The sequence below is a fragment of the Streptomyces sp. RLA012 genome (assembly GCF_056270325.1).
In genome coordinates this window covers 8,136,039-8,161,310 of sequence record NZ_JBWDPA010000002.1, presented here as the reverse complement: position 1 = coordinate 8,161,310, position 25,272 = coordinate 8,136,039, and the positions used below count along the sequence as shown (strand labels likewise).

At 69.7% G+C, this 25,272-nt stretch carries 22 protein-coding genes and 3 pseudogenes; 18 read left to right on the top strand and 7 right to left on the bottom strand.

Annotation, left to right across the window (positions count from 1 at the left end):
* The first annotated feature begins 18 nt into the window (after positions 1-18).
* The 5 genes from RV986_RS37445 to RV986_RS37425 all read left to right on the top strand — a co-directional run bounded on the left by RV986_RS37445 (position 19) and on the right by RV986_RS37425 (position 5,728).
* The gene (locus tag RV986_RS37445) at positions 19-1,023 is read left to right on the top strand and encodes a carbohydrate ABC transporter permease (protein WP_475921614.1); all 1,005 of its coding nucleotides are present in this window, start codon (positions 19-21) and stop codon (positions 1,021-1,023) included.
* 12 nt (positions 1,024-1,035) lie between these two features.
* Positions 1,036-1,941 carry a sugar ABC transporter permease gene (locus tag RV986_RS37440; protein WP_475921613.1) on the top strand — a complete coding sequence of 302 codons (906 nt, stop codon included), beginning with the start codon at positions 1,036-1,038 and terminating at the stop codon, positions 1,939-1,941.
* A 106-nt stretch (positions 1,942-2,047) separates the two neighbouring features.
* Positions 2,048-3,697: a glycoside hydrolase family 13 protein gene (locus tag RV986_RS37435; protein WP_475921612.1), complete on the top strand. Its 1,650-nt coding sequence runs from the start codon at positions 2,048-2,050 to the stop codon at positions 3,695-3,697.
* A 25-nt stretch (positions 3,698-3,722) separates the two neighbouring features.
* Positions 3,723-4,757: a LacI family DNA-binding transcriptional regulator gene (locus RV986_RS37430; protein WP_475921611.1), complete on the top strand. Its 1,035-nt coding sequence runs from the start codon at positions 3,723-3,725 to the stop codon at positions 4,755-4,757.
* A gap of 110 nt (positions 4,758-4,867) precedes the next feature.
* A complete protein-coding gene (locus RV986_RS37425; RefSeq protein WP_475921610.1) occupies positions 4,868-5,728 on the top strand; it encodes a phosphatase PAP2 family protein in 861 nt (286 codons plus the stop codon).
* Here RV986_RS37425 and RV986_RS37420 read toward each other — a convergent pair.
* Positions 5,708-6,170 (bottom strand): annotated as a pseudogene (locus RV986_RS37420) (amidohydrolase family protein); the annotation flags it as partial. The gene RV986_RS37425 and the pseudogene RV986_RS37420 sit on opposite strands and share 21 nt — an antisense overlap.
* Before the next feature lie 375 nt (positions 6,171-6,545).
* Positions 6,546-9,542: a bifunctional [glutamine synthetase] adenylyltransferase/[glutamine synthetase]-adenylyl-L-tyrosine phosphorylase gene (locus RV986_RS37415; protein ID WP_475921609.1), complete on the bottom strand. Its 2,997-nt coding sequence runs from the start codon at positions 9,540-9,542 to the stop codon at positions 6,546-6,548.
* Positions 9,543-9,801: 259 nt separating this feature from the next.
* Between RV986_RS37415 and RV986_RS37410 the strand changes: the two genes are divergently transcribed.
* The 7 genes from RV986_RS37410 (at position 9,802) to RV986_RS37380 (ending at position 17,378) form a co-directional block, all read left to right on the top strand.
* Entirely contained in the window at positions 9,802-10,692 is an 891-nt protein-coding gene (locus tag RV986_RS37410; protein WP_475921608.1) for an alkaline phosphatase family protein, read from the top strand.
* A gap of 1 nt (position 10,693) precedes the next feature.
* A complete protein-coding gene (locus RV986_RS37405; RefSeq protein WP_475921607.1) occupies positions 10,694-12,022 on the top strand; it encodes an MFS transporter in 1,329 nt (442 codons plus the stop codon).
* Positions 12,019-13,038, top strand: a complete 1,020-nt coding sequence (locus RV986_RS37400) for a TolB family protein (RefSeq protein WP_475921606.1) — start codon at positions 12,019-12,021, stop codon at positions 13,036-13,038. The genes RV986_RS37405 and RV986_RS37400 overlap by 4 nt, the downstream gene beginning before the upstream one ends.
* A gap of 179 nt (positions 13,039-13,217) precedes the next feature.
* A complete protein-coding gene (locus RV986_RS37395; protein WP_475921605.1) occupies positions 13,218-13,370 on the top strand; it encodes a hypothetical protein in 153 nt (50 codons plus the stop codon).
* A 59-nt stretch (positions 13,371-13,429) separates the two neighbouring features.
* The gene (locus RV986_RS37390; protein ID WP_475921604.1) at positions 13,430-14,338 is read left to right on the top strand and encodes a tyrosine-type recombinase/integrase; all 909 of its coding nucleotides are present in this window, start codon (positions 13,430-13,432) and stop codon (positions 14,336-14,338) included.
* 372 nt (positions 14,339-14,710) lie between these two features.
* A complete protein-coding gene (locus tag RV986_RS37385) occupies positions 14,711-17,122 on the top strand; it encodes a tyrosine-type recombinase/integrase (RefSeq protein ID WP_475921603.1) in 2,412 nt (803 codons plus the stop codon).
* Between the two features lie 13 nt (positions 17,123-17,135).
* Complete coding sequence (locus RV986_RS37380) at positions 17,136-17,378, top strand: Tn3 family transposase (RefSeq protein WP_475921602.1); 243 nt, start codon at positions 17,136-17,138, stop codon at positions 17,376-17,378.
* A gap of 169 nt (positions 17,379-17,547) precedes the next feature.
* Here RV986_RS37380 and RV986_RS37375 read toward each other — a convergent pair whose 3' ends face one another.
* Complete coding sequence (locus RV986_RS37375) at positions 17,548-18,159, bottom strand: TetR/AcrR family transcriptional regulator (protein ID WP_475921601.1); 612 nt, start codon at positions 18,157-18,159, stop codon at positions 17,548-17,550.
* Positions 18,160-18,290: 131 nt separating this feature from the next.
* Between RV986_RS37375 and RV986_RS37370 the strand changes: the two genes are divergently transcribed.
* The 4 genes and pseudogenes from RV986_RS37370 to RV986_RS37355 all read left to right on the top strand — a co-directional run.
* The gene (locus tag RV986_RS37370) at positions 18,291-19,223 is read left to right on the top strand and encodes an alpha/beta hydrolase family protein (RefSeq protein WP_475921600.1); all 933 of its coding nucleotides are present in this window, start codon (positions 18,291-18,293) and stop codon (positions 19,221-19,223) included.
* Between the two features lie 41 nt (positions 19,224-19,264).
* Positions 19,265-20,116, top strand: coding sequence for an LLM class flavin-dependent oxidoreductase (locus RV986_RS37365; protein WP_475921599.1), 852 nt, complete (start codon positions 19,265-19,267; stop codon positions 20,114-20,116).
* Between the two features lie 67 nt (positions 20,117-20,183).
* Positions 20,184-20,819, top strand: a pseudogene (locus tag RV986_RS37360) (alpha/beta hydrolase); the annotation flags it as partial.
* Positions 20,820-20,839: 20 nt separating this feature from the next.
* Positions 20,840-21,142, top strand: a pseudogene (locus tag RV986_RS37355) (aldo/keto reductase); the annotation flags it as partial.
* 289 nt (positions 21,143-21,431) lie between these two features.
* On the opposite strand, the gene RV986_RS37350 reads toward RV986_RS37355, so the two are convergent.
* Together RV986_RS37350 and RV986_RS37345 are read right to left on the bottom strand one after the other, a co-directional pair.
* Positions 21,432-22,100: an SGNH/GDSL hydrolase family protein gene (locus RV986_RS37350; RefSeq protein WP_475924573.1), complete on the bottom strand. Its 669-nt coding sequence runs from the start codon at positions 22,098-22,100 to the stop codon at positions 21,432-21,434.
* Between the two features lie 38 nt (positions 22,101-22,138).
* A complete protein-coding gene (locus tag RV986_RS37345) occupies positions 22,139-22,786 on the bottom strand; it encodes a TetR/AcrR family transcriptional regulator (RefSeq protein ID WP_475921598.1) in 648 nt (215 codons plus the stop codon).
* 71 nt (positions 22,787-22,857) lie between these two features.
* On the opposite strand from RV986_RS37345, the gene RV986_RS37340 reads away from it, so the two are divergent.
* Complete coding sequence (locus tag RV986_RS37340) at positions 22,858-23,349, top strand: FBP domain-containing protein (protein WP_475921597.1); 492 nt, start codon at positions 22,858-22,860, stop codon at positions 23,347-23,349.
* Here RV986_RS37340 and RV986_RS37335 read toward each other — a convergent pair.
* Positions 23,330-23,773: an SCO4402 family protein gene (locus RV986_RS37335; RefSeq protein ID WP_475921596.1), complete on the bottom strand. Its 444-nt coding sequence runs from the start codon at positions 23,771-23,773 to the stop codon at positions 23,330-23,332. The two genes, RV986_RS37340 and RV986_RS37335, sit on opposite strands and share 20 nt — an antisense overlap.
* A 140-nt stretch (positions 23,774-23,913) precedes the next feature.
* Between RV986_RS37335 and RV986_RS37330 the strand changes: the two genes are divergently transcribed.
* Entirely contained in the window at positions 23,914-24,348 is a 435-nt protein-coding gene (locus RV986_RS37330; protein ID WP_475921595.1) for a hypothetical protein, read from the top strand.
* Between the two features lie 138 nt (positions 24,349-24,486).
* Here the strand turns inward: RV986_RS37330 and RV986_RS37325 are convergent, their stop codons facing one another.
* The gene (locus tag RV986_RS37325) at positions 24,487-25,029 is read right to left on the bottom strand and encodes a hypothetical protein (RefSeq protein ID WP_475921594.1); all 543 of its coding nucleotides are present in this window, start codon (positions 25,027-25,029) and stop codon (positions 24,487-24,489) included.
* Positions 25,030-25,272 lie beyond the last annotated feature (243 nt).

Sequence of the window (25,272 nt, the reverse complement as noted above, 5' to 3'; positions counted from 1 at the left end):
TCCGCCGCGAAAGAGCCGATGAGGATGACGACCGCAGCGAGCACCGAGAAGACCGACCACCCGGCGCCCGGCAGAAACGCCGCGCGCCCCCCACGCGTTTCGGCGCTCCGGCGGTCCTGGGACAAGTACTGGTACGCCTGGGCCATGGTGACCCCGGTCGCCATCGTCCTGGCCGTCCTCGTCCTGTACCCGCTCGGGTACGGCGTCTACCAGTCGCTCACCGACGCCAACGAGTCGAACGTGGCGTCCACCATCGGCGCCTTCCACCGCCCGGCCACGTACAGGTTCGTCGGCCTCGACAACTACTGGCACGTGCTGTCGGGCGCGGACAGCGACTTCTATCCGCGGCTGGCGTGGACGGTGATCTGGACGGTGTCCTGTGTGACCTTCCAGGTCGGCATCGGCATGGGCCTCGCGGTGCTCCTCAACCGCAAGGTCCGCTTCCGCGGCTTCTACCGCGCGATGCTGATCCTCCCCTGGGCGGTCCCGTCGTTCATCGGCGTCTTCTCCTGGCGGCTGATGCTCAACTCGCAGTACGGCGTCTTCAACGAGATCATCACCGCCTTCGGCCTGCCCGCCCAGGACTGGCTGGGCACCTCGCTCGGCCAGAAGGTCGCCGTGATCATGGTGAACGTCTGGATCGGCATCCCCTTCAACATGGTCGCGGTGCTCGGCGGACTCCAGTCCATCCCCAGGGAGCTGTACGAGGCCGCCGAGATGGACGGCGCCTCCCCCTGGCAGCGCTTCGTCAACGTGACGCTGCCCGGTCTGCGCCCGGTGTCGAACACGGTGATCCTGCTCGGCTGCATCTGGACGTTCAACATGTTCAACGTCATCTATCTGCTGCTCGGCAACAACACGAGCGGCGACGCCGACATCCTTGTCACCTTCGCCTTCCGCAAGGCGTTCACCGGCATCTCGGACTACGCGGGCGCGGCGACGTACGGAATCATCATTCTCGCGCTCCTGCTGGCCTTCTCGACCTTCTACCGCCGCAACACCCTGAAGTCCGAGCAGGCGTAAGGAGCCCTCGCCATGACCGCAGCAATCCACGAGACCGCCGCGACCGCCCCCGCCGGCCGGTCCGCCGTGGCCACCCCCCGCAAGGCGCGCGGCCGCGAGCACCGCGGCATCGGCTCGTCCATCGCCCTGCACGGCACGCTGATCCTGGCCACGGTGATCGCGGCCTTCCCGGTGGTGTGGATCCTCTTCATCTCGCTCGGCCCGAAGAACGCCTGGCAGGAGCCCGGCAAGGTGTTCTCGAACCTGAGCCTGCACAACTACACCGATGTGCTGTCGCAGACGGATCTGCCGAAATGGTTCCTGAATACGGTGATCGTGGCGGGTGGCACCACCGTGCTCGGCGTGTTCCTGGCGGCAACCGCCGGTTACGCGGTGTCCCGGATGAGGTTCCCGGGCAGCAGGCAGCTGATGTGGACGTTCCTGGTCACCCAGATGTTCCCCAGTATCGTGCTGATCGTGCCGCTATATCTCCTTATGTCCGAACTGAACCTCCTGGACAACTACCTCGGTCTGATCCTGGCGTACGCGACGACGGCGGTGCCGTTCTGCGCCTGGATGATGAAGGGGTACTTCGACACGATCCCCAAGGAGATAGACGAGGCCGGCCGGGTCGACGGGCTCACCCCGTTCGGCACGTTCTGGCGGCTGATCGTGCCGCTGGCCAAGCCGGGACTCGCCGTGACCGCGTTCTACAGCTTCCTCACCGCCTGGGGCGAGGTCGCCTACGCCACGCAGTTCATGCAGTCCGACCACTACACGCTCGCCGTCGGCATCCGCACCTTCGCGCAGGAGCAGCGGCCCGACTGGGCGTGGACCTCGGCCACGGCGATCATCATCACCATTCCGGCGGCCCTCGTCTTCATGCTGGTGCAGCGCAGCCTGGTCTCCGGGCTGACGGCCGGCGGCACGAAGGCATGACAGGCGTGACAGGCATGACAGGCATGACAGCCGGCTGAGGCCCCGCCGGCATCCCCCGTACTTCGCAAGCGCTTCCGTCGTTCCCCCCGCACCCCTAAGGGAATCCATGACCCAGCACGTCACCGACGCACTCCCCACCGACGCCTCCTCCGCCGCCTCCGGGCGCCGGGAGTGGTGGCGCGACGCGGTCATCTACCAGGTCTATCCGCGCAGCTTCGCGGACGGCAACGGCGACGGCATGGGCGACCTGCCCGGCGTCCGGGCCCGGCTCCCCCACCTCAAGGACCTCGGCGTGGACGCGGTGTGGCTGTCCCCCTTCTACGCCTCCCCGCAGGCGGACGCGGGCTACGACGTGGCCGACTACCGGGCCGTCGACCCGATGTTCGGCAACCTCACGGACGCCGACGATCTCGTACGGGACGCACATGGGCTCGGTCTGCGGGTGATCGTCGACCTGGTGCCCAACCACTGCTCGGACCAGCACGAGTGGTTCAAGCAGGCGCTGCGGGAGGGGCCCGGCTCGCCGGTCCGGGAGCGCTTCCACTTCCGTCCCGGCAAGGGCGTCGGCGGCGCACTGCCGCCGAACGACTGGGAGTCCATCTTCGGCGGCCCGGCCTGGACCCGGGTCGCGGACGGCGAGTGGTACCTCCACCTGTTCGCGCCCGAGCAGCCCGACTTCAACTGGGACCACCCGGCGGTCCACGACGAGTTCCGCTCCATCCTGCGCTTCTGGCTGGACCTCGGCATCGACGGCTTCCGCATCGACGTGGCGCACGGCCTGGTCAAGGCGGCGGGCCTGCCCGACATCGGCCACGACGAGCAGGTCAGGCTGCTGGGCACCGAGGCCGTGCCGTACTTCGACCAGGACGGCGTGCACGAGATCTACCGCAGCTGGCGGCGGATCCTCGACGAGTACACGGGCGAACGCATTGCCGTCGCCGAGGCCTGGACGCCGACCGTCGAGCGCAGCGCGCTGTACCTGCGCCCGGACGAGCTGCACCAGGCCTTCAACTTCTCCTACCTGACCACCGGTTGGAACGCGGCGGACCTGCGCGAGGTCATCGACCGCTCGCTCGGCGCCATGAACGCCGTGCACGCGCCCGCGACCTGGGTGCTCTCCAACCACGACGTGGTGCGGCACTCCACGCGTCTCGCGGAAGGGGACGAGGCGCGCGGTCTGCGCCGGGCCCGGGCGGCGACCCTGCTCATGCTGGCGCTGCCCGGCTCGGCGTACCTCTACCAGGGCGAGGAGCTCGGGCTGCCCGAGGTCGTCGACCTGCCCGACGAGGTCCGCCAGGACCCGGCGTTCTTCCGCAGCGCGGGCCAGGACGGCACCCGCGACGGCTGCCGGGTGCCGCTGCCGTGGTCCGGCGAGGTCCCGCCGTTCGGCTTCGGCCCGGTCGAGGGCGGCCCGAGCTGGCTGCCGCAGCCGGCCTCCTGGAAGACCCTCACGGTCGAGGCGCAGGAGGGCGACCCCACCTCGACGCTGGAGTTCTACCGCAGCGCGCTCGCCGTGCGCCGCGACCACCCGGCACTCGGCGCGGGCCGCCAGGTGACCTGGCTGCCGACGCCCGACGGGGTCCTCGCCTTCCGCCGGGACACCGCCGAGGGCTCCTTCGTCTGCACGGTGAACCTCACCGCGACGCCGATCCCCCTCACCACTCCCGGCGCCCTGCTGCTCGCCAGCGCGGACGTCGAGCCGGGTGCCGAAACGACCGAACTGCCCGCGGATTCAACGGTCTGGTGGGCAGCCTGACATGCGACCGGTACAGTCCAATCCTGTGACCACACGGCTTGCCGACATCGCAGCCCAGGCGGGGGTCAGTGAGGCGACTGTCAGCCGCGTCCTGAACGGGAAGCCGGGCGTCGCCGCGACCACCCGCCAGTCCGTTCTGGCCGCACTCGACGTCCTGGGCTACGAGCGCCCGGTCCGGCTGCGGCAGCGCAGCGAGGGCCTGGTCGGCCTGATCACCCCGGAGCTGGAGAACCCGATATTCCCGGCCCTGGCGCAAGTCATCGGCCAGGCCCTGACCCGCCAGGGCTACACCCCGGTCCTGGCCACCCAGACACCGGGCGGCTCCACCGAGGACGAGCTGACGGAGATGCTGGTGGACCGCGGTGTCGCGGGCATCATCTTCGTCTCCGGCCTGCACGCCGACACCTCCGCGGACATGCAGCGCTACGAGCAGCTGCGTGCCCAGGGCGTCCCGTTCGTCCTGGTCGACGGATTCTCGCCGAAGGTCCAGGCGCCCTTCATCTCGCCCGACGACCGCGCGGCGATGGCGCTGGCCGTGACCCACCTCGTCTCGCTCGGGCACACGAACATCGGTCTCGCCCTGGGGCCGAAGCGTTTCGTGCCCGTGCAGCGCAAGATCGAGGGCTTCGTGCGCACGATGCAGGAGCTGTTGGGGCTGAGCCCCGCCGACATCGAGGAGCGACTGGTCCAGCACTCGCTGTACACCCTGGAGGGCGGTCAGGCCGCGGCCACCGCCCTCATCGACCGCGCGTGCACGGCGGTGGTCTGTGCGAGCGACATGATGGCGCTCGGCGCGATAAGGGCGGCACGGCAGCGCGGCCTGGAGGTCCCGACGGACATATCGGTCGTGGGTTTCGACGACTCCCCGCTGATCGCCTTCACCGATCCGCCCCTGACGACGATCCGCAAGCCGGTGCCGGCCATGGGCCAGGCGGCGGTGCGGACGTTGCTGGAGGAGATCGGTGGAACTCCGGCGCCGCACAGCGAGTTCGTGTTCATGCCGGAGCTGGTGGTGCGCGGTTCGACCGCTTCGGCCCCTGGGGACCGAAATCGTCCCTGAGGAGGAGTGACTACGTTACTCGTACGACTCCTCCCGACGTAGAACGTGCGGCCAGGACCCAACCAGGGGATGATCGGTCGCGGAACGCTTTTCTGGCAGACTTTGTGCCTATGGGTGAGACAACCGTGACGACACTGGAAGGCCAGGACAGGGCCGCTCCACGCCCCGTCGCGGAGGAGAACGCCGGGAAGGCCTTCCTGCGCCGGTTGCGGACACCACGTCGCCCCCGCCTCTGGTTCGAGGTCCTGCTCATCGCGGTGAGTTACTGGACCTACTCGCTGATCCGCAACGCGGTGCCCGAGCAGAAGCACGAGGCGCTCCGCAACGCCGACTGGCTCTGGCGTATGGAGCACCACCTCGGGATGGCCGTCGAGCAGTCGGTCAACCACGCCGTGAACTCGGTGACATGGCTGATCGTCGGCATGAACTACTACTACGCGACGCTGCACTTCATCGTGACACTCGGTGTCCTGGTGTGGCTCTACCGCAGCCATCCCGGCCGCTACGCGGCGGCGCGTCTGGCGCTCTTCGCCACAACGGTGGTGGCGCTGCTCGGCTACTACTTCTTTCCGCTCGCCCCGCCCCGTCTGATGAACGGCGGCGACTTCATCGACACGGTGGTCGTCCACCAGACCTGGGGCTCGATGGCCTCCGGCGACCTCAAGCACATGTCGAACCAGTACGCCGCGATGCCGTCGATGCACATCGGCTGGTCGCTGTGGTGCGGTCTGACCATCTTCGCCCTGGCCTCGGTGCCGTGGGTCCGTGTGCTGGGCCTGCTGTACCCGACGGCCACCCTGATCGTCATCGTCTCCACCGCCAACCACTTCTGGCTGGACGCGGTCGGCGGCATGCTCTGCCTGGCCTTCGGCTTCACGGTCGCCCGCCTCTGGTACGGCTCCCTGCCCTACCACCTGCCCCGCTGGGTGCCGGGGACGCGCGGCGCGACCCTGGTGCCCGCGGAGGCCTGAGGCCCCGAGCCCCTCCACCGTGTCGAGCACATGCCGTACGGCCGCGTCCCCGATGGCGTGCGTGGCCGTCCGGACCCCGGCGGCATGCAGATGCCGTACGGCGGCGGCGTACGCCTCGGGGTCGGGCCAGAACACCTCGGTGCCCTGCCCGTGGCAGTCCGCGTGCTCCCGCCACGCCGTGCCGCCCTCCACGGTCCCGTCCATGAAACTTCACCCCGCCGACCCTCCAGTGGAGCGCGACGAGCCCGTCCAGGGTCTCCCGGCCGGCGCCCGGCATGCACCAGGGCGCGAACCGCAGCCGCACCGGCAGCACGCCCTCCGCGGCGACGGCCCCGACCGGTTCCAGATCCCCCCGGTCCATCGCATGGGCTCCGGTCAGCCCCGTGGCCGCCATCGCGGACAGCGGTTCGCCCAGCCGGGCCCGCCGCTCCCGGTACGAGGGAACTCCCGGCCGAGACGACGACACCGCGCCTGGCCGCGGCCCTGGAAGCGGTGGGCGAGGGCCGCGCGGACCGAGCGTTCGACCTGGCCCTGGAGGGCTTCCTGACCCACGCCGGATCCCTGCAGAAAACATGAGCGCCCTGACCGGAATGTCGGCCTCCCGAGGCCGCCCACGCACGGAAGGGGCCGTGCCGGTACGTCGAAAGCCCGTCGCGTACGTCCGGATCTGGCAGCGGCTCCTTCTCCCGCCTCACGTCTGATCCGGCGGCGACGGACTCGACGTACCGGCACGGCCCCGACACCCCCACCGGCGCAAGGCGAAGCCGAAGGCACCCCGACCGCAGGCGAACCCGCATCCACCGCCGCAGGCCCTGGCTCACGCCCCGTAGAACAACTCCTCCACCACGGCCCGAGCCCGCCGCGTAGTACGCCGATAGTCCTCCAGCATGTCGCCCACATGACCGGGCCCGTACCCCAGGTACCGCCCCACCGCGGCCAGTTCACGCCCGTCGGAGGGAAACGTGTCCCCGGCCCGCCCCCGCACCAGCATCACGGCGTTGCGCACCCGCGTGGCCAGCACCCACGCCTCGTCCAGGATGGCCGCGTCCTCCCCGGAGACGAGTCCCGCCGCACACGCCGCGGCCAGCGCCTCCCGAGTCCGGGTCGTCCGCAGCCCCGGCTCCACCCACCCGTGCCGCAGCTGGAACAACTGCGCCGTCCACTCCACGTCGGACAGCCCGCCCCGTCCCAGCTTGGTGTGCAGCGTCGGATCGGCCCCGCGGGGCATCCGCTCGGTCTCCATCCGGGCCTTCAGCCGCCGGATCTCCCGTACGGCATCGTCACCCAGCCCTTCCGCGGGATACCGCAAGGGGTCGATCAGCTCAATGAATCTCCGCCCCAGGTCCTCGTCCCCCGCGACCACCTCGGCCCGCAGCAGGGCCTGCGACTCCCACACCAACGACCATCGCCGGTAGTACGCCTCGTACGAGTTCAGCGTCCGCACCAGCGGCCCCGACTTCCCCTCGGGCCGCAGATCGGCATCGATCAACAACGGCGGATCGGCACTCGGCACCTGGAGCAGCCGCCGCATCTCGGAGACGACGGCGTTCGCGGCCCGCGAGGCCTCCTGTTCGTCCACGCCCTCCCGGGGCTCGTGCACGAACAACACATCCGCGTCGGACCCGTAACCGAGCTCGTGCCCCCCGAACCGCCCCATCCCGATGACGGCGAACCGCGTGGGCAACGTGTCCCCCCACCCCGCCCGCACCACGGCCCGCAAGGTCCCCGCCAGCGTCGCCGCGGTGAGGTCGGAAATGGCCCCGCCCACCTGGTCGACCAGCGCGCCCTGGTCGGCGACGGCCGGTGTCTCCTCGGTGCCGTACGAGGCGACGATGTCCGCCGCGGCCGTACGGAACAGCTCCCGCCGGCGCACTCCACGGGCGGCGGTCACCGCCTGCTCACCGCCCGCGGCCCGCCCGACCGCGGAGAGGATCTCCTGCTCCAGAGGGACACGGCTTCGCGGTTCGAGCCCGCCCCCGTCGCCGCCGCCCAGCAGTGCCACGGCTTCCGGGGCGCGCATCAACAGGTCGGGAGCGAGCCGCCCGGCGGACAGCACGCGCGCGAGGTTCTCGGCCGCGGCTCCTTCGTCTCTCAACAGCCGTAGATACCAGGGGGTCTTGCCCAAGGCGTCGGACACCTTGCGGAAGTTCAGCAGCCCGGCGTCGGGGTCGGCGGAGTCCGCGAACCAGCCCAGCAGAACGGGCAGCAAGGTCCGTTGGATGGCCGCCTTCCGTGAAACCCCGGAGGCCAGGGCCTCCAGATGCCGCAGCGCCGCCGCCGGATCGGCGTACCCGAGCGCGACGAGCCGCTCCCGCGCCGCGTCCGGACTCAACCGGCTCTCGCCGGGCGCGAGTTGGGCCACGGCGTCCAGCAGCGGCCGGTAGAACAACTTCTCGTGCAACCGCCGTACGACCGCCGCGTGCCGCTTCCACTCACGGTTCAACTCGACGACGGGGTCGGCCCGGAGCCCGAGCGAGCGCCCGATCCGCCGCAGATCGGCCTCGCCCTCCGGCACCAGATGGGTCCGCCGCAGCCGATAGAGCTGTATCCGGTGCTCCATGGACCGCAGGAACCGATACGCGTCGTCGAGCTGCACGGCGTCGGCGCGCCCGACGTATCCGCCCGCCGCGAGCGCCTTCAACGCGTCGAGTGTGGTCCCGCTCCGCAGGGACGTGTCGGCCCGCCCGTGCACCAGCTGCAGCAGCTGGACGGCGAATTCGACGTCGCGCAGGCCCCCGGGCCCGAGCTTCAGCTCCCGCTCGATCTCGGCGACGGGAATGTTCTCGATCACGCGGCGCCGCATCTTCTGCACATCCGCGACGAAGTTCTCCCGCTCGGCGGCGTGCCACACCAGGGGCGCCAGCGTGGCCACGTACTCCTCACCGAGCGTGAGGTCCCCGGCCACGGGCCGCGCCTTCAGCAGTGCCTGGAACTCCCAGGTCTTGGCCCACCGCTGGTAGTAGGCGAGATGGCTGCTGAGCGTCCGCACCAGCGGCCCGTTGCGCCCCTCCGGCCGCAGATTGGCGTCGACGGGCCAGATGCTGCCCTCGACGGTCGTCTCGGAGCAGATCCGCATCATGTGGGAGGCGAGCCGGGTGGCGGCCTGCAGGGCTTTGCGCTCGTCGGCCCCCTCCACGGCCTCGCCCACGAAGATGACGTCGACGTCGGACACGTAATTCAGCTCGTGCCCCCCGCACTTCCCCATCGCGACGACGGCGAGCCGGCACTGCGCGGCGTCGTCGGGCGCGGCGCCGCGCGCGATGGCGAGCGCGGCGCGCAGGGTCGCCGTGGCGAGGTCGGCGAGTTCGGCGGCGGTCTGGGCGAGATCGGTGGTGCCGCACACATCGCGGGCGGCGATGGACAGCAGGCAGCGCCGGTAGGCGACGCGCAGCGAAACGGGGTCCGTCGCTTCCGCGAGACCCCGCTCGAACTCCGCCACCCCGGGGTGCAGGTCCTGTGGCTCGTAGGTCACGAGCGCCTGCCAGTCGCTCGGGTGCCGGGCGAGGTGGTCGGCGAGCGCGGCGGAGGCGCCGAGCACACCGAGCAGCCGGTCGCGCAGCGGCTTGGCCGCGATCAGCGTGTCGAGCAGTTCCCGCTCGGCGATGTGGCCGTCCTGGGCCTCGACGAGCCGGACGAGGCCGTGCAGCGCCAGGTCCGGGTCGGCGGTCGCGCCGAGCGCGTCCAGGAGCACCGGATCGGACCGTACGGGCGCGAGTTCCGCGCCGTCGAGGAGCCGCTCGGCGGCCGACGGATCGGTGAAGCCGTGCCGCAGCAGCCGCGTGAAGGTACTGCTTCTGCGCCCCGGCGTCATCATCCTGGGCCCTCCCGTCGGATCAGGTCGCACGACCGGTCCGGATCAAGGTCGTACGAGCCCGAGCCTAACCCTGGTCCCCACGATGGCGCCCCGTGCCGGAGTCGGCTTCCGCGGGAGCGGCCGGTCGGCAGACAGCGGAGAGGCGAGCAGTTCATCAGGTCTTCACCCCGCCGGTTGGGGGGCGTGAGACAGGGGAATGTTGGCGTGTGCATGCTCTGTCCGCACCGCCACCGCAGCCTTCCCCCCACCGGAGGTCGAAGTGTCCGGCAGAACCGTGTACCGCCGCAGTCGTACCGTCGTGGCGTCCGCCCTCGCCTTCACCGCTGCCGCGGTGGGCCTGTGGACGGGCCTCGGCGGCTCGTCGACCGCACATGCCGCGGCCGGGGTCCCGACCCCGGACCACGTGGTCGTCGTGGTCTTCGAGAACCACGCCTACAGTCAGGTGATCGCCTCCTCCAGCGCCCCGTACATCAACTCGCTCAGGACCGGCGGCGCCAACCTCACCCAGTCGTACGCCGAGACGCACCCGAGCCAGCCCAACTACTTCGCCCTGTTCTCCGGCTCCACCCAGGGGATCACGGACGACAGCTGCTACACGCCCGGCTTCTCCTCCGCCGCGAACCTCGCCTCCGAGCTGATCGCCGCGGGCAAGACCTGGGGAAGCTACAACGAGACGCTGCCCAGCCAGGGCTCCACGACGTGCAGCAGCGGCACCTACGCGCGCAAGCACAACCCGTGGTTCGGCTTCAGCAACGTACCGACGTCGACCGCGAAGACGTTCACCCAGTTCCCGACGGACTACACGACGCTCCCGCAGGTCTCCTTCGTGGTCCCCAACCTGTGCAGCGACATGCACGACTGCTCGGTGTCGACCGGTGACACCTGGCTGAAGAACAACCTGAGCGCGTACGCGACCTGGGCCAAGACCCACAACAGCCTGCTCGTCGTCACCTTCGACGAGGACAACCGGCTCAGCGGCAACAAGATCCCGACCGTGCTGTACGGCCAGCAGGTGACGGCCGGATCGACCAGTGCGACCACCTACAACCACTACGACCTGCTGCGCACCCTGGAGGACATGCACGGCCTGTCCTCGCACGCGGGCAACGCCGCCTCCGCCAAGGACATCACCGGCATCTGGACGTCCTGAGATGTACGTGGCGGACAGCCGCGCCTCCACGAGTGCGGCGTCCGCGGAAGGCGCCGTCCGGCCTGTTGCCGGGCGGCGCCGTGCCGCGGTCGCGCCCACGGTGCTGGCGCTCGGCACGGTCAGCCTGATCACCGACGTGTCGTCGGAGATGGTCACGGCGATCCTGCCCCTGTACCTGGTGACGGGCCTCGGCCTGTCGCCGCTGGGCTTCGGCCTCCTGGACGGCGTCTACAACGGCTTCTCGGCACTCGTACGGCTGATCGGGGGCCATCTGGCCGACCGCGGCGGCGGCCGCCACAAGTGGGTGGCGGGCTTCGGCTACGCCCTCTCGGCGGCCTGCAAACCCCTGCTCCTGCTGGCCCACTCCCTGACCCCCATCGGCCTGGTCCTGGCCGCCGACCGCACGGGCAAGGGCCTGCGCACGGCCCCGCGCGACGCGCTGATCTCCCTGTCGAGCACACCGCAGACCCGGGGCCGCGCCTTCGGCGTCCACCGCGCCATGGACACGACGGGCGCGCTGCTCGGCCCCCTGGTCGCCTTCCTGATCCTCCGGGCGACGGTGGACGGCTATGACGCCGTGTTCATGGTGAGCTTCTGCGTGGCGGTGGTGGGCGTACTCGTCCTGGTGCTGTTCGTACCGGGCGGTGCGCGCACGAAAGCGGCGGGCACCGCACGGAAGGAAACCCCCGGAAAGGCTGGCGAGGCCGGGGAGGCCGCACCGCGCCCCACCCTCCGCGCGGCGCTCGCCCTCCTCGCCCGCCCCGATCTGCGCCGCGTCACCCTCTGCGCGCTCCTCCTGGGCCTGGCCACGATCAGCGACTCCTTCGTCTTCCTCCTTCTCCAGCGACGCCTGGGCGTACCGGACCGCTGGTTCGCGCTGCTGCCTCTGGGAACGGCGGCCGCGTTCCTCCTGCTGGCCGTTCCGCTCGGCCGCCTGGCGGACCGGATCGGCCGCTGGCGGATCTTCCTGGCCGGCCACGGCGCCCTGCTCCTCGCGTACGCCCTGCTCCTCACCTCCTGGCACGGAACGGCGCTGCCGTACGCCGTCCTGCTCCTGCACGGCGGTTTCTACGCGGCGACGGACGGCGTCCTGATGGCCGTGGCCTCGGAGAGCGTGCCCGAGGAACTGCGCTCGTCCGGACTGGCCCTCGTCCAGACCGGCCAGGCGCTGGCCCGTTTCGTCTGCTCGCTCGGCTTCGGCGCGGCGTGGACGGCGTGGGGCGACCGTACGGCGCTCACGGCGTCGACGGTGGCGCTGGCGCTGTGCGCCCTGTTCGCCCTCACTCTCCGTCGCCCCACCCCTTCACCCCCTTCAGAAGGCCTCGCATGACCCTCCGTACCCGCATCCTGGTCCTGATCTCGGCGCTGGTCGTCCTGGCGGGCGTGGCCACGGCCTCCGTCCTGCACGCCTCGGCCCGCGCGGACCGCAAGAACGAGACCCAGCCGGGCGGCCCGAGGATCACTGCGGGCAAGGTCTCCCTCACGGCCGGGGGCCGCATGATCTTCCGCAACATGGCCTGGGGCCCGCACCGCGACGAACTGACGACGGTCCCGGCATCGGCCCCGTCGGGCCCGAGGACCGCCTCCAGGGTGAAGTGCCTGCGCTTCTACGCCGCGGCCGGCACCGGCGTCTGCCTCCAGTCGGTGCACGGCCCGGTCCAGGACACCTACCGCGCCGTCATCCTCGACGCCCGCCTCCACGAGACGGCCCGCTACGACGTCCCCGGCATCCCGTCGCGCGCCCGGGTCTCCCCCAGCGGCCGGTACGCCGCCTGGACGGCCTTCGTCGGCGGCGACTCGTACGCGGGTACGAACTTCTCGACGCGGGCGGCGATCGTGGACACCCGGACGGGCCGGCTGACCCCGTCCCTGGAGGCGTTCCGCGTCGTCAAGGACGGCAGGACGTACCACTCGGCGGACGTCAACTTCTGGGGCGTGACGTTCGCGGCCGACGACCGCACGTTCTACGCGACGCTGGCGACGAAGGGCAGGACCTACCTGGTCCGGGGCGACCTCCGCGCCCGCACCCTCACCACCCTCCACCCGAACGTCGAATGCCCGTCCCTCTCCCCCGACGGCACGCGCGTCGCCTACAAGAAGCGGGTCGGGGGCCTCCCGAAGGACGCCCCCTGGCACCTGTACGTCCTCGACCTCCGCACGATGCGCGAAACCCCTCTCGCCGAACCCCGCAGCGTCGACGACCAGGCGGTCTGGCGCGACGACCGTACGATCGTCTACGCCCTCCCCGGCGACTACGGAGCCGACCTCTACACCGTCCCGTCCGACGGCACGGGAAGGCCGCGCCGCATCAGCACGGCGGCGGTGTCTCCCGCGTACGTGGACTAGGTGTTGGCGTACCTGAACCAGTTCTCTCTGGTTCGTGACGGCGTCGTGCACTGTCGCATCACCCGCAGGTGGGGTGCCGTGTACGACGCTTCACGTCGCCGTGTCGTGCACGTCGTAGTTGTCGTTGAAGGCGCGTGATTCATGAGTTCTCCGGAAGTCTCCGGCCCTTTCGTGTGGTCATGCCGTCGGGTCAGCGGTACTGGACCGTGCTGGACGAGGACCGCCTGGAGCCCGTACCGGCGGCGGACGAGTTCTTGCGGCACGTACGGTTCGGTCACGATCAGGCGGAATCGACGACGCGGACGTATGCCGGGCGGTCGCGCTCTACCTGACCTGGTGCCGGTGCACCGGACGGGACTGGACGACGGCCGCGGGCCGCCTGGGCAGTTTCATGTTCTGGCTGCGGCACTCGCCCGGGGACGACAGCGAGGTGGTGGCCGGGCCGGGCAGTGAGCCGGTCCGCGGGCCGCGCCGGATCAACACCGTGCTCGCCGGGGTACGCGAATTCCTCGCGCACGGCACGACGTTGGGCACGGTGCCGATGTTCGTGCTGTCCCAGCTCTACGAGATCGCCGACGACCGTGACCTGCCGCCCGAGGCCCGCGGCGAGGGCAGCGGGCTGCGCTACTTCGCCAAGGCCAGGCATCGGGCCGCCGAGCCGGACGAGCCGGTCGGCCGCGCCACGGACGAGGAGGTCCTGGCTCTGCTGCGGGCCTGCCGCAACGCCCGGGACCGGTTCATCGTGTTGCTGCTGGCCAGGGCCGGCCTGCGGCGGAGCGAGGCCGTGGGCCTGCGCCGGGAAGACATCCACTTCGTCCTGGACGCCAGCGGGCTGGGCTGCCGGATTCCCGGTTCCCACCTGCACGAGGTACGCCGCGACAACGACAACGGCGCCTGGGCGAAGTCGAAGCGGTCGCGCGCCGTCCCTGTCGACTTCCTGCTGGTGCAGGCTTACGACCAGTACGTCGTCCAACGGGACGCCTGCCGCGAGGCACGCGACAGCGACTTCGTCCTGGTGAACCTGTTCCGGCAGCCGCTCGGGGCGCCCATGCCGCCTGCGGCCTTGAACGACCTGTTCGACCGATTGTCGCGCCGGGCGGGGCTGTCCGAGGGCGTCCATCCCCATGCCCTGCGGCACGGATTCGCCAGCAACGCCGCCGACGCCGACCTGGACGAGATCGCCGACCTGCTCGGCCATGCCAGCCCATCAAGTTCGCAGGTCTACCTGCATCCCGACCCACAGCGGCTGCGGGCCGCCGTCGATCGGGTGGGTGCGCTCGCTCCGAGGAGGAACGGATGACCTCACCCCTGCAACTGGTGCCCGCCCCGGCATCGGATCTGCTCCCTGCCCGCGCCAAGCGGCTGCGTGAGCTGATCCGCCGCGAGACGCTGGAGATGCTGAACCGGGACGAGACATCCCAGATCCTGCGGCCGTCACCGGATCACCCCTTCCTCGGCATGAACATCTGTGCCCGCCAGGGCTGTTGGGCTGCCGCCCGCAGGACGGAACTGGGTCTGTGCTCGGCCTGCCGCAGCAGCTGGAAGCGGAGCGGCAAGACGCCGGAGGAGTTCCTTCCTGGCCACCGAGCCGAAGCAGATCAGCAACACCTCGGGCGGCTGCGGCGTCCCCAAATGCCAGCGCCCTTGGACGTCGTCGAGGACGCAGATGTGCATGCGGCACCGCGAGCTGTTCGTGAAGCTGGGGCGCCCGCCGCTGGAGGAGTTCCTCGCCCATCCGCGCGTCCGGCCGTTGCCCGGGTTCGGCCTGTGCTCGGTGGACGCCTGCCACCGGCACCGGGCGAACAGCTCGAACCTGTGCTGCCCACCGCACTGGGTGAGGTGGAAGGAGGCACAGGCCCGCGGCACCGACTTCGAGCAGTGGTGCCGCACCGAGCCCGGCACTTCCGAAACCACCGCGGTGAGCCTTCGCAGACTGCCGGCCCTGGTGACCGCCGAGGTCCTCTACGCGCTCCAGGCCCGCACGGACGCCGAAATCAAGAGCCCGCCCATCCTGCTGCGGGGCATCGTCCAGCACCTGCGCGAGCAGCGCGTCGAGCAGTTCGACGATGTCCAGGTACGCCGCAACACCCACCTGAGCGGCATGGCCAACGCCATGCGCCGCACGATCGCGGCGGCTGTCTCCACTCCGGAACTGGAACAGATCAAGGACATCTGGAACATGGCCGCCTTCGGCCTGGGCCAGTGGCGAAGGATGGACTTCACCCCGCTGCACCAGGAGTGGATGCGGCGGGCCTGCAAGACGTGGGTGCTAGACGAGATTCCCCGCCGCTACGGCAAGAACATCCCCAACAGCCTCTCCGAGATGGTCCTCTGCCTCCGCTTCCTCTCGCAGAGCCTGGTCCGCTCCCGCGAGGACCGCGGGGAGAACATGGCCGTGCTCGGCCGCAGCGACATCGAGGCGTTCACCCAGTACGTCGCCCACCTGGAACACACCGGTGAGATCAGCTCCTTCCGCCGCACGACGGTATCCCGGTTCACCGGCCGGTTCCTGCGCGAGATCCGCGACATGGGCCTGACCCGCCCTGGCGAGATCCTCGCCGACCTGCCCGACGACTTCGCGCTGCGCAGGCACGACATGCCCCCGGTCATCACCGAAGAGGGACCGGGCCGGGCCCTGCCGAGGGAGATCCTCACCCAGCTCTGCGAGCGGCTGCCCACCCTGGACCAGATCCGCGACGGCAGCGAGGACATGCGCAACGCGATCGAGATCCTCGTCGACACCGGACGGCGTCCCGACGAGATCGGCTGCCTACCCTGGGACTGTCTGGAGACGGACGAGCACGGCAAGTCCGTGCTCATCTACACCGACTTCAAGAACAACCGCACCGGCTGCCGCCTGCCGATCCCGGACTCCACCGCCGAGATCGTCGTCAGGCAGAAGAAGTCCATCCGCGCCCGCTTCCCGGACACTGACCTGTCCAAGCTGGTGCTCTTTCCCCGGCCCCGGCAGAACTCCGAGGGCACCCAGCCGTTCCGCATGCAGCACATCGGCAACGTCCACCGACGCTGGGTCAACGCCATGCCGCCCCTCCCCTGCTTCTCGCCGACGGCACCGAGTTCCCCAAGCTGGAAGTCGTTCCCTACTCCCTACCGGCACTCCTACGCGCAACGGCACGCGGACGCCGGAACCCTGCCCGACGTGCTCCGCGAGCTCATGGGTCACAGATCGTTGCAAACTACACAAACCTACTATCGGGTGACCGAGAAACGGACCCGGGTCGCGGTCGACAAGCTCGTCTCACACCAGTTCGACCGGCACGGCAACCGGATCTGGACCGAGGCCCGCCAGCTCCTGGAGCATGAACACGCCCGCCTGCGGATCGGCCAGGTCTCCGTCCCCTACGGCATCTGTGTCGAGCCGAGCAACGTCAAGGCCGACGGCCACGGCTGCCCGTTCCGGTTCCGCTGCGTCGGCTGCGATCACTTCCGCACCGACCCGTCGCACTTGCCGGAGCTGCGGGCCTACCTCGACACGCTGCTGCGGGACTGCGAACGCCTCAACGCCGCAACGGAGTTGGACGACTGGGCCCGCACCGAATCGACCCCGTCCGAAGAGGAGATCAAGCGCATCCGCACCCTGATCCGCCGCGTCGAGGCCGACCTCGAAGGACTCACCGACGACGAACGCGAGCAGATCAAGGAAGCCACCCGGGCCCTGCGCAAGACCCGCACGGTCTCCCTCGGCATGCCCGGCATCCGGCACCGGAGCCGAACCTGCGGCTGGAGCGCGACGCATGACCTCACCGGACCACCTGGCCAAGGCACGGGCTGCGGACTCCGAACGCCGCAGGGCCCGAGCAGATTCGACTGGGGATCGGACAGGTTCTCGACTATGCCCATCAGCTGCAATTGGCAAGGACGTTCGGTCGAATACGCCCTGTTCTGGTGCTGGAGAAGCAGCCAGCTGACCCCAGGTGGACCTCGCTCGCTGAGGCCAGCGGGATCCTCCCCACATGGGCCCCCGCTTTCACAGGGTGCTGAAGCCTCGGAGTCATCCCGCTGGACGAGTGGCAGGACTGATGCCAGCGGCTGGCCGATGACCGTCCGGAAGCGCACCGCATGAGTTCAGAGAAGCGGTGATCTTCCACAATGCCCTGGACATCGCGGAGATCGTGCGGCAGCTGCTGGAGGAGGGGTGGGAGATTGATCCGGAGGACCTGGCGCACATCTCGCCGTACCTGACCGAGCACATCAACCGGTTCGGCGAGTACAGCACTCACGAAGTCGGCATCCAGCCCGAGGCGTACGATCCGACGCTCGACATCGACTTCACCCCGCTGCGCGACCTCACCACCGCCGGCCTCGCCCAGGCCGCCTGACTCCCCGACTTGCCGAAGGACTCGGCCGGGACCACCGAGCAGTTCGGTCTTCAGTGCCTACGGGCCCGCCGTCGCGCAAGGTCCGTCGAACGGCTCCCACTCCGGTGCCGATGGCTCCGCCCGCGACCGGCTTAGAGGGTCCTGGCACGGGCGCGCGAGAGCGCCGGCGCTATTTCGGTTCGCTGACTGTCGGTGCCGGGGCGGTCTGTGCCAGGCCGGCGAGCAGCAGGTCGATCATGCGGCGGGCCTGGTAGTCGGGGAAGGTTTCGACTCCGATGCACAGGTTGCCGATGGCGAGCATGAAGTCGTAGGCGCGGATGTCCGCGTGTGTGGAGCCGGCGGCGGCGGACGCTTTCAGCAGCTGGTCGAGCACGGGCAGCAGGCGTTCGACGAACTCGTTGTGCAGGCTCTCGAATCCGGCTTGGTCCGAGTGCAGTGCCTCGGCGAGGCCGTGCTTGGTGACCAGGAAATCGGCGAATTGGTGAACCCACAGCCGCAGGACCTCGTACGGCGTATCGGCAGCGGGCGCCGTGTGCGCGGCAGTGGAGAGCGCGTCGACCTGGTGTCTGAAGACGGCGACCACCAGGTCCGCCCGGGTGGGGAAGTGGCGGTAGATGGTGCCCATGCCGAGGCCCGATTCGGCGGCGATCTCCCGCACGGGAGCGTCGACTCCCGCACGGACGAACACGGCCGCGGCGGCGTCCAGCAGTGTCTGCTCGTTTCGGCGGACGTCGGATCGCTTGCGGCCAGCAGGAAGTGGCGGCGTGTTGGGCGTGGACATCGTGAGCACCTCCCACTTGCAAAGCGGAGCAAGGTTCCGTATCGTAATGCGGAGCGGGGCTCCGTATTGCAATCATGCCAGACGCCGCGCAGCACGGGCCACTGGGCCCCTCCGAGAAAGACATTCACCTCATGAGCGACACCACGTCCGCCGACGGCGGCAACGACTCCACCACCCCGGTCATATCTGTCAGGCCGATCGCACTGGCCGCCCCGGACCGCGGCCAGGACCTGCAGGTACGGGTCACAGCGCCGACGACCGGCCACAACCTGCCCGTCGTCGTCTTCTCGCACGGCATGACCCTGACCATGGACGAATACGCACCGCTGGTCGGCTTCTGGGCCGCCCGCGGGTTCGTCGTCATCCAGCCCACCCATCTCGACTCGCTGGGCCTGCTCCCCGACGACCCGCGCACCCCGCTCATCTGGCGTATCCGCACCGACGACCTGACCAGGATCCTCGACCAGCTCGGCACCATCGAAGCCGGCGTACCCGGGCTGGCCGGCCGCATCGACCACGACCGCATCGCGGTCGCCGGACACTCCTGGGGCGCACAGACCGCCAGCACCCTCGCGGGCGCACGGGTCGTCGACGCCGACGGCACTCCCGGTGAGGGCATGAGCGACTCGCGTGTGAAGGCGGCGGTACTGCTGTGCCTGCCCGGTACCGGCGGCGCCGACCTGAGCCCGCTCGCCGCCCAGTACTTCCCGTTCATGAGCCCTGATTTCGCCGAACTGAAGACGCCGAGCCTTATGGTCGCCGGCGAACGTGACCAGTCCCCGCTGACGGTGCGCGGTCCGGACTGGTTCACCGACGGCTATCGCCTCAGCTCGGGCGCCACCGATCTGCTGACCCTGTTCGGCGCGGAACACGGACTCGGCGGCATCCAGGGCTCCAACGACACGCGCACCACCGACGAAAGCCACGAGCGTGTCGCGGTCGTCCAGCACGCCACCCTGGCGTATCTGCGTACCGCGCTGGGCCTCGACAACGACGCGTGGCCTACCGCCCGCCGGTCCCTGGCCGCGGCCGTCGACCCGCTGGGGAGGATCGACTCGAAGTGACCAACCCCCTCGCACCGGCCCGCAGACCCAGTTTCGGAATCATGACCGCCCCAGCGCAGGTCGCCTACGACGACGTCCTGCGGGTCTGGCGTGAGGCGGACGGCATCCCGCAGATCGAGCACGCCTGGCTGTTCGACCACCTCATGCCGCTCGGCGGCGACCCGAACGGACCCACCTTCGAGGGCTGGACACTGCTGTCCGCTCTCGCAGCCCAGACCGAGCGGTTGCGGCTCGGGGTGATGGTCACCAGCAACAGGTTCCGCCCACCGGCCATGCTGGCCAAGATCGCCGCCTCTGTCGATGTCATCTCCGGCGGCCGGCTCGAGTTCGGCATCGGCGCGGGCTCTCGGCCCGACGTGCCACTGGCCCGGCGTGAGTACGCAGCTCACGGCCTTCCCTTCCACGATGCCGCCCACGCGGTCGGAAGCCTCGCCGAGGCGTGCACGATCACCCGCAGACTATGGACCGAAACCGCACCGTTCGACTTCCAGGGCGACTACCACCAGCTGACCGGCGCGTTCTGCAGTCCCAAACCCGTCCAGCGCCCCCACCCGCCGATCCTGATCGGCGGCCAGGCCACCCCGACGCTGCGCGTGGTGGCCGAGCACGCCGACCGCTGGAACATGCCCGGGGGCAGCATCGAGCAGGCGATCGCCCGCAGCGCCACGCTGGACCGGCTGTGCGCCGAGATCGGCCGCAACCCGGCCGAGATCACCCGATCGATCGTCCTGCCCGCCTCCTACGACCAGCCCCAGGACACCCGCCACGTCATCCGCGCGGCACTCGACTGCGGGTTCAGCCACATCGTCCTCGGACTCGACGCGCCCTACCCGGCCGAGGTCGCACGCCGGGTCGCCGACACCATCATCGACCCCCTCTCCGACACGAACTGAAACACCGGATCACGGTCCACAACGCGAGGGCGGCGCCCCCGGTGCCCCTGAAACCGAGGAACCACCGATGACGAGGACCCACCCACCGTTCGATCCGGAGCTCACCGCAGTGCTGGCGCTGGTGCACGAACACCTCTCGCCGAGTATCACCGCCCAGGACATCGAGGAGCTGCGGGCCGGCATGTTCGCGGCCACAGACGAGGACCTGACTCGCAACGGGACCGTCGAACTGCAGAACCTCTCCATCCCCGGTCCGGCAGGTGCACCGGAGATCCCGCTGCTCGTTCTCAGGCCCGTCGGCCTGGCAGCCGGAGCGCCGGTCTTCTCCTACATGCACGGCGGCGGCATGATCATCGGCAACAGCCGCGCCGGAGTCGCCACCGTCCTCGACTGGGCTGTCGACAACGGGGCCGTCGTGGTGTCGGTGGACTACCGCCTGGCACCGGAGCACCCCGACCCCGCTCCGATCGAGGACTGCTACACGGGCCTGTTGTGGACCCACGAACACGCCGCGCAGATCGGCGGCGACCACAACCGCATCGTCGTCACCGGAACGAGCGCCGGCGGCGGGCTCGCGGCCGGCGTGGCACTGCTCGCACGCGACCGCGGCGGACCCCGACTGCTCGGTCAGGTGCTCATGTGCCCGATGCTCGACGACCGCTTCGTCACGCCGAGCAGCCGGGAACTCGACGGTGAGGGCATCTGGGACGCCACCAGCAACATGACCTGTTCCAGCTCCACCGGCCCGCGCCGGACACCGACATCGAGGAGACCCTCTCGGCCCTCACCGACCTGGTACGCGCCGGCAAGGTCCGGGCCATCGGGTCCTCGACCTTCCCCGCCTCGGACATCGTCGAGGCACAGTGGACAGCCGAACAGCGCGGCCTGCAGCGCTTCCGGACCGAGCAGCCGTCGTACTCGATCCTCAACCGGAGCATCGAACGCGAGGTGCTGCCGGTCTGCCAACGCTATGGGATGGGCACGCTGGTCTGGAGCCCGCTGAGCGGGGGGATGCTCACCGGCAGAGCGGCCAGATGCTCGCCCGACCCCACCTTCAGCTTTGCAAGCTCGTCGGTCTGCACTCCCCGTATGAGTTCTGCGACCGCCCACGACACGGTCTTGTGCCCTATGGCGATGAGATGTGTCCCGCGCGGGTCCTTCTCCATGTCGAGGATTGTGACACCACTTCGGTCTGCGACATCTGTCGCGCACACAACAGCCACAGACACACCCCGCTGAGCTGCACGGTCATCGTGCCTTCCAAACTCCCATGGCCGTTCACCCCGAGAGAAGCGACGGTGAGGGCGTACGCACGTCAGGCGAAGGCGCCCTGGGCGGTGAAGGCCGGCTCGGCGAAGCGTTCGCCGATACGGCGGTGGGTGGCGGCGTCCGGGTGGAGCTGGTCGGGCAGCGGCAGCTCGGCGAAGTCGGCCGCGCCGTAGAGGTCCCGGCCGTCCAGGTGGTGCAGGTTCGGATCCTCGGCCGCCCGCTGCTCCACGATCCGGGCCGGCTCGTCGCGGATGACGCGCAACGTCAGCTTCCCGCTCGCGCGCTCCGCCGGGTCGCCGGGTCGCCGGGTCGCCGGCGGCCAGGAACCGCAGCCGCCTCTCGCCGAGAGCGGAGAGATCCGGAGTGCTGGGCCCGGGCGTGTCCTCATGAAGAGGACACAGCAGACATGAAGAGGACACAGCAGAGGCGAGACGACCAGCACCGGCGTGGTGGGATGCCCGTCACGGATGGTGTCGAGAAAGCCGTGGACGGCAGGGCCGAAGGCACGCAGCCGCATCACATCGGTGTTGACCAGGTTGATCCCGATCTTGACGCTGATCAGGTCGGCGGCGGTGTCCCGCATGGTCCGCGCGGTGAACGGATCGAGCAGGGCGCTCCCGCCCAGCCCCAGGTTGATCGGTTCCACCCCGGCGAGGGAGGCGGCGAGCGCGGGCCAGGTGGAGGTGGGCCCGGCGGCGCCGGAACCGTGACTGATCGAACAAATCTCGGATGTCCCGAACGGCGGGAGGACGATCAGGGCTCGTTCGCGCTCGTGGTCGCGGTAGTGGTCGTGGTCGCGGTGGTGACAGCGGACGCCGTCGCCGTCGCTGTCGCGCTCGCGGGCCAGTTCCGCAGGAGCGCGTCGAGGGCGTCCAGCATCCGTACCCAGGTCTCCTGCGTGTCGGGGGCGCTGTGGCTGAACCCTCCCCCCATCTCCAGACTGACGTAGCCGTGGAAGAAGCTGCCCAGCAGCCGAACGGCGTGTGTCTGATCCGGCTCCGTCAGCTCGTAGCCACGCAGGATCGCCCGTGTCATCTGCGCGTGCCGCCCACCGGCGCTGGCGGCGGCCGTTTCCGAGTCGAGTCTGAACTGGGCGGCGGCATAACGACCGGGGTGCTCCCGGGCGTAGTCGCGGTAGACGTTCGCGAGAGCGGCCAGGGCGTCCTTGCCGGCCCGCCCGGCCAGCGCGGCGGCGCCCCGGTCGGCGAGTTCCTCCAGGGCGAGCAGGGCGATCCTGGTCTTGAGGTCCTGGGAGTTCTTCACATGCGAGTACAGGCTCGCGACCTTCACATCGAACCGCCTGGCGAGCTCGGAGACGGTCACCTGATCGAAGCCGACCTCATCGGCCAGCTCCGCCCCCGCAAGGGCCAGACGTTCAGTGGTCAGCCCGACGCGCGCCATACCCTCTCCCTCACTCACCATCATGCTTTATGTATTTGCCTAACACCTTTAGGCAATTTAGCATATGCCTCATGAAGCCACTGACCGAACAAGAGATCCGCGCCGCGTTCGTGAACTGCACCAAGGGCGAGACGAAGCGCCTGTCCGTCCCGCGCGACCTGGCCGACCGTCCCTGGGACGACCTGGACTACCTCGGCTGGCGAGACCCTCAGTCCCCCGAACGCGCCTACCTCGTACTCGAACTGGACGACCACCCGAGGGCCCTGGCCCTCCGCAGCCCCAGCCCCACCTCCTGGCAGACGCGGCGCAGCATGTGCTCGATGTGCCTGACCGCCCACACCGGCGGCGTCTCCCTGATGGTCGCCCCGAAGGCGGGCAGGGCCGGCCAGCAGGGCAACTCGGTGGGCGCCTACATATGCAGCGACCTCTCCTGCTCCCTGTACGTACGGGGCAAGAAGGACGCGGGCGCCGGCGCGCGCCTCCACGAGTCGCTCACCCTGGAGGAGAAGATCCAACGAACGGTGACGAACCTGGCGGCGTTCCTCACGAAGGTGACGGCCTGACTCCGTACGGCCCATCACCAAGGGGGCACTCGACCTCGTTCAGCGCGACGAGTTCCCTCAGGTCGTTCGCGACCATGACCTGCGCGAGACGTCCAGCGACGGCAACGACCTCGGACCACGCGCTCGCAGCGAGGTACTCCTCGTCGGTGTCGTCGGGTGCATCGGCCATCGCCGCGTCGAGGCCGGCGCCGAGCTGCCGCATGAGCGCGACCTCTTCCTGGCTCCTCAGACTGATGCCGAGGTAGCGCTCGGGGTTGTCGGCATCGCAGAAGTCGTCGAAGAGCGTATGGAAGATGTGGTCCAGGTTCTCGAACGCCGACGGGTCCAGCCACACGTCGCGCTGCCACGGCGGGTTGGCCAAGGCCAGGACTGCCGGGACGAGGTGGACTCGGAAGTTCGCGATGCGTCGGCTGTCCTCGCTCACAAGTCCGAGGGTAGCGAGAGCAGTTGGTGGCAGCACCGGCATTACCGCCTGTCGTGACGCTCCAACGGCCCCCGCACGGGACACTGAGGACACCGGGATCGAGCCCATGGATGCGTCGATCAGCGGGTATGGAGGATGTCTTGACCACCAGAAGCGGCTACGGGACGCACCCCGAGGTGATCGCTGAGGTCCTGGCCGCGATCGGCGATGCCGCGGTCGTGCTCTCGTACGAGGAGGACCGTGCATGTGCCGGAGTCGGCTTGAGCCGACTCGGTGCGGTGGGATCGACTCGGCTGGACTGGGACGGCGTTGAAGTTCTTGAGCGATCCACCGCGTTCGACGGCGCGGAGCTGCGCAGGCTGGTGCACGACCACGGGGACAAGCGTGAGCTCGCAGTCGTGTTCTGGAGCAATCTCGCAGCGCCCTCGATCGCCTTGGATGCCAACGCGGTGGCAATCCACGCCGAGACGCTGTTGGACTGCTCTCCTGAAAGCTGGATCTACCTCGCTGGCAGTGGGGTGTTGATCGAGTTCCAGGACGGTGACGGATTTACCGTCGGCCGAGTGCCGGACTGACCGGGTATCGCCCGTTCCTGCCGGGAGCAGGCCGACTGCCTGGAGCCGGCTTGAAGCCGTCTGCACCGGTGGGCCGCTCAATGCCCCGGCGGCCGGGCAAGTGCCCGGCCTGTGGTGGGGACGGCCACGGGGTAGGGGCTACGCCGGCTTGCCTGGAGTGCCGTTCTGCGGCCAGTACTCGAAGCCGTTGCCGGTGTACCAGTCCAGCCTGGTGCTGCCGCAGACGCCACTGTGGACATCGAGGAAGTCGTAGTCGACAGCCTTGATCGACTTCTTGGGGAAGGTCACGGATATCTCGGTGGTGACGGTGCCCCGCGCGGGAATCGTGCCCAGAGACAGGGATCCGGAGTTCCAGAGCGGCAGCGAGCCGTTGGTCTTCTGGTTCCAGTGCAGACTCATCTTCTGCCAGTGCCCCTTGCCGACGCGCCACTGCACGATGGGGGCCGGCCCACGGTTCTTCGTCAGGTTGCCCAGGGCGAAGACGTAGGTGGCCCTGGGCAGTGACACGGCCTCGGTGTTGTGCACCCGGATGCCGGCATGAAGCGGCACGTTGGGACGCCGTGCCGTGGGGACCGCGGACCCGGCGGCGTCGGAAGCCGAGACCGCTCCATTCCTGCACGCGTACGCCGCGGTTGGCGCGGCCTGTGCCTGAGCGGCCTCGGCCACAACGGTGTTGGGCACAGCGCCGAGGATGCCGACTGCGGCAACGACGACTGTTCTACGGCGAACGGTGGCCTTCAACATGTCCCCCTCATCTCCACGATCGCCTTCACGATCGCCTTCACGACCGCCTTCACGACCGCCTTCACGATCATCAACCGGCATCCTAACGACAGCGGTCTCCAACTACTGGCCGGCCTGTCCCAAAGATCGGTCAACGATGGGCATGGGCAATCGCAGGGATCCCGACCGTCGCGGCTGGAC